Origin of the sequence: Pseudomonas sp. R62, assembly GCF_000257605.1 — a bacterium.
GTDB classification, from domain to species: domain Bacteria; phylum Pseudomonadota; class Gammaproteobacteria; order Pseudomonadales; family Pseudomonadaceae; genus Aquipseudomonas; species Aquipseudomonas atacamensis.
This window is the reverse complement of the sequence record NZ_JH635999.1, coordinates 528,435-532,189: the sequence shown is the minus strand read 5'-3', so window position 1 is coordinate 532,189 and position 3,755 is coordinate 528,435. Positions and strand designations below refer to the sequence as shown.

4 protein-coding genes are annotated in these 3,755 nt (G+C 61.2%); 3 read left to right on the top strand and 1 reads right to left on the bottom strand.

Annotation, left to right across the window (positions count from 1 at the left end; translation table 11 throughout):
• The first annotated feature begins 124 nt into the window (after positions 1-124).
• Both OQK_RS20810 and OQK_RS20805 read left to right on the top strand, forming a co-directional pair.
• The gene (locus OQK_RS20810; protein ID WP_016774082.1) at positions 125-1,147 is read left to right on the top strand and encodes an alpha/beta hydrolase; all 1,023 of its coding nucleotides are present in this window, start codon (positions 125-127) and stop codon (positions 1,145-1,147) included.
• 108 nt (positions 1,148-1,255) lie between these two features.
• Positions 1,256-2,683, top strand: a complete 1,428-nt coding sequence (locus OQK_RS20805; RefSeq protein WP_016774081.1) for a mechanosensitive ion channel domain-containing protein — start codon at positions 1,256-1,258, stop codon at positions 2,681-2,683.
• Between the two features lie 223 nt (positions 2,684-2,906).
• Here OQK_RS20805 and ycaC read toward each other — a convergent pair whose 3' ends face one another.
• Positions 2,907-3,530 carry an isochorismate family cysteine hydrolase YcaC gene (gene ycaC / locus OQK_RS20800; RefSeq protein WP_016774080.1) on the bottom strand — a complete coding sequence of 208 codons (624 nt, stop codon included), beginning with the start codon at positions 3,528-3,530 and terminating at the stop codon, positions 2,907-2,909.
• On the opposite strand from ycaC, the gene OQK_RS30550 reads away from it, so the two are divergent.
• Complete coding sequence (locus tag OQK_RS30550) at positions 3,529-3,726, top strand: hypothetical protein (protein ID WP_038861494.1); 198 nt, start codon at positions 3,529-3,531, stop codon at positions 3,724-3,726. The genes ycaC and OQK_RS30550 overlap by 2 nt on opposite strands.
• Positions 3,727-3,755: the final 29 nt, after the last annotated feature.

Below are 3,755 nucleotides of genomic sequence, written 5' to 3'. Positions count from 1 at the left end.
CCTGAACATAAAGAGCTGCCGAAGGCAGCCATCTGATCGTTGGGACGCGGAGCGTCCCCGGCTGCATTCCCACGCAGAGCGTGGGAACGATCAGAAAATCAAAATCATTCAAAAGGATTTCACCATGAACATCGTCAAGAAAACCCTCGCCGCGTCCCTCCTCGCCCTCTCCGTCAGCAGCGCTTTCGCCGCTGGCAGCCCTGGCGTCGAACACAACACCCAAGCGTTCCTCGATGCCCTCGCCGCTGGCGGTGGTCGTCCGCTGGAGCAACTGAGCCCGAAAGACGCCCGTGCGGTGCTGACCGGTGCGCAGGCCTCGGTGAAGGTTGATCTGTCCGGGGTGGAAGTCAGCGACAAGGCGATCAAGGTCGATGGCCAGACCCTCAACCTGAAAGTGGTGCGCCCGGCCAAGGTCAAAGGCGAGTTGCCGGTGTTCATGTACTTCCACGGTGGCGGCTGGGTACTGGGTGACTTTCCTACGCACCAGCGCCTGATTCGTGATCTGGTGGTCGGCTCGGGCGCTGTTGCGGTGTATGTCGATTACACGCCATCGCCGGAAGCGCAGTACCCGACCGCGATCAATCAGGCTTACGCTGCGACGAAATGGGTGGCCGAGCACGGCAAGGACATCGGTGTCGATGGCAAGCGTCTGGCGGTGGCCGGCAACAGCGTCGGCGGCAACATGGCAGCGGTCGTGGCGTTGATGGCCAAGGAGCAGAAAACCCCTGCCCTGCGCTTCCAGCTGTTGATGTGGCCGGTGACCAATGCGCAGTTCGACGACGGTTCGTACCAGCAATTTGCCGAGGGCCACTTCCTCACCAAAGGCATGATGCAGTGGTTCTGGGACAACTACACCACCAACCCGGCCGAGCGTGCGCATATCCATGCCTCGCCGCTCAACGCTAGCAGCGAACAGCTCAAGGGCCTGCCCGCTGCGCTGGTGCAGACCGCCGAGTTCGACGTGCTGCGTGATGAAGGTGAAGGCTATGCGCGGCATCTGGATGCGGCCGGCGTGCCGGTGACCTCGGTGCGTTACAACGGGATGATTCATGACTTCGGCCTGCTCAATCCGCTGAGCCAGATTCCGGAAGTCAAAGCAGCGGTGCGTCAAGCGGCGGCTGAACTGAAGACTCATCTGAATCCATAAAAGCGAAAGATCGCAGCCTGCGGCAGCGCCTACCCTGGAATACGATTCCCTGTAGGAGCCGCCGCAGGCTGCGATCTTTTTTCTCACCAGCGTCGCGGAGTACCGGTCATGACTCTTTTCTACGCCCACCTGCTGTCCTGGAGCGCCGTCCTGCTCCTGCTCGACGCCGCACTCTGGCACTTCTCGCGCTTCAGCCACCGCGCGCCGCGAGTCGGCGTGCGTCTGGCGCTGTTTCTGGCGTTCAGCGCGCTGGTGATCAATGCCGGTGTGAGCCCGTTGCAGGCTCCGCTGTTCGCTGATGATCGCGTGGCACAACTGGGGGCGACGGCGCTGGGGATTCTCTGGTGGTTGTACGCAGCACGGGTGCTGACCGAAGTGATCGGCCTGGCGTTGATGCGCCGCATCGGCCACAGCGGTCGCTTGCTGCAGGACGTCATCGGCGCGCTGGTGTTTCTGGTCGCCATTGTTGCGGCAGCCGGTTATGTGCTGGAGCTGCCTGTCAAAGGTCTGCTGGCCACTTCCGGGGTGGTCGCCATCGTGGTCGGTCTGGCGCTGCAAAGCACCCTCGCCGACGTGTTTTCCGGCATCGTCCTCAACACCACCAAGCCGTATCAAGTGGACGATCTGGTGATGATCGACGGCGTAGAAGGCAAGGTCTTCGATATCGACTGGCGCGCCACGCACCTGCTGACCAGCGCCGGCACCATGGCCGTCGTACCGAACTCGGTGGCGGCCAAAGCGAAGATCGTCAACCTCAGCCGACCGAACAACATGCACGGCGTCTCGATCAGTATCAAAGTGCCGAACCACATCCGCCCGCGTCGGGTATTGGATGCCCTTGATCGCACCTTGCAGGGCAGCAGTTCGCTGCTGCTCAGCCCGGCGCCGAAAGCCGTACTCAAAGAGGCCGGCGAAACCATGTCGGAATACGTTGCCAGCGGTTACATCGCTGAGCTGGGCAAGAAGAGCGAAGTGCGCAATCAACTGTTCGACCTCGCCCACCGCCATCTCGAAGCGGCGGGTATTTCCCGGCATCCCGACGGCGTGATCGAACCGTCGAGCCGTGCTCGCGCATTGCTGGATGAGGTGAAGATTTTCCGCTCGCTGAGCAGTGAGGAACGTGATCGCCTCGCTGAGTCGATGGTCGCGCAGCAGTACACGGCGGGTCAGGTGGTGCTGGATCTGGACGAGGTGCCGGACAGTCTGTTCGTGATCGCTACGGGCGTGGTCAGCGCGACGGTGCCGGACGGCAATGGCCAGACCGAGGCCGGGCGCATGGGGCCGAGCGAAGTCATGGGTGAGCAGAGCATTCTTGCCGATACACCGTCGCAGGCGACGTTCACAGCGCTGACGTCGAGCATCATCTATCGTCTCGACAAACAGTTGACCCGTGAGTGCATGGACAAGCGCAGCGAAGTCGGCCGGGCCTTGAACAAGTTGCAGGCGGTGCGTCAGCAGAACAGTCGCCTCGCGTTGATGGCCAAACCGGTGGCGGTGAAAAAAGGTGGTTTCTTGGGTTGGTTGCAAAAACGCTGATCTGAAACTTTGAAGATCAAAAGCTCACCCCCTCATCGGAACGCCGCCCGCCCAGCCCTCTCCCCCTAAGGGGGCGAGGGTGAAAGGGAGCCGATCTCCATGCGTTTCAAGAGCGGAGCTCGGCTCGGTATTGCAGGTCGATGCAACTCTAGCAAACAACGCTGTCAGTCCCCTCTCCCTCCGGGAGAGGGCTAGGGTGAGGGGCTTTTGACTTTCGACCAGATTACTTGGCAGTGAACTTGGTGTAGCTGTTGATCAGGTTGCGATAGTTGGGCAGACGCTCGGACAGCAGATGCGCCAGACCTTCCATGTCGTTGCGCCAGTCGCCCTGCAGCTCGCAGGCCACAGCGAACCAGTTCATCAGATGTGCACCGGCGGCGGACATCCGCGCCCACGCTGCTTGTTGCACGGTGGTGTTGAAGGTACCCGACGAGTCGGTGACGACGAACACTTCGAAGCCTTCAGCGATCGCCGACAGGGTCGGGAAAGCTACGCAAACGTCGGTCACGACACCGGCGATGATCAGTTGCTTGCGGCCGGTGGCCTTGATCGCTTTGACGAAGTCTTCGTTGTCCCAAGCGTTGATCTGGCCTGGACGCTGAATGAACGGCGCGTCGGGGAATTGCTCGAGCAGCTCAGGCACGATCGGGCCGTTTGGACCTGCGTCGAAGCTGGTGGTCAGAATGGTCGGCAGCTTGAAGAACTTGGCGATGTCGCCCAGTGCCAGCACGTTGTTCTTGAACTCGTTCGGCGAGAAATCCTGCACCAGCGAGATCAGACCGGTCTGGTGGTCGACCAGCAGGACGACGGCATCATCTTTGTTCAGACGCTTGTAAGGAACGCTCATGGCAAAACTCCTGGATGGATGGTTGTTACGGGAAGCGCCGGCCCTGATGACCGGCGCTTTTTTTCAAACTCAGAACGCGAAGCAGGAACAGCCGAACGCGCCCCAGAAACCGGCGAAATCGCTGACCGGTGCATTCGACATCCGCGCTTTTTCATGGCTGTGGGTGTGTACGGCGCATGGCCCGCTGCACTGGTGAACCTGCGCCTGCAGTGGCGAGTTCGGGCG

Bases quoted from the DNA above. Each gene is read 5' to 3' on its own strand.
- OQK_RS20810 (WP_016774082.1), top strand. From the start codon at position 125: ATGAACATCGTCAAGAAAACCCTCGCCGCGTCCCTCCTCGCCCTCTCC.
- OQK_RS20805 (WP_016774081.1), top strand. From the start codon at position 1,256: ATGACTCTTTTCTACGCCCACCTGCTGTCCTGGAGCGCCGTCCTGCTC.
- OQK_RS30550 (WP_038861494.1), top strand. From the start codon at position 3,529: ATGGCAAAACTCCTGGATGGATGGTTGTTACGGGAAGCGCCGGCCCTG.
- ycaC (WP_016774080.1), bottom strand. From the start codon at position 3,530: ATGAGCGTTCCTTACAAGCGTCTGAACAAAGATGATGCCGTCGTCCTG.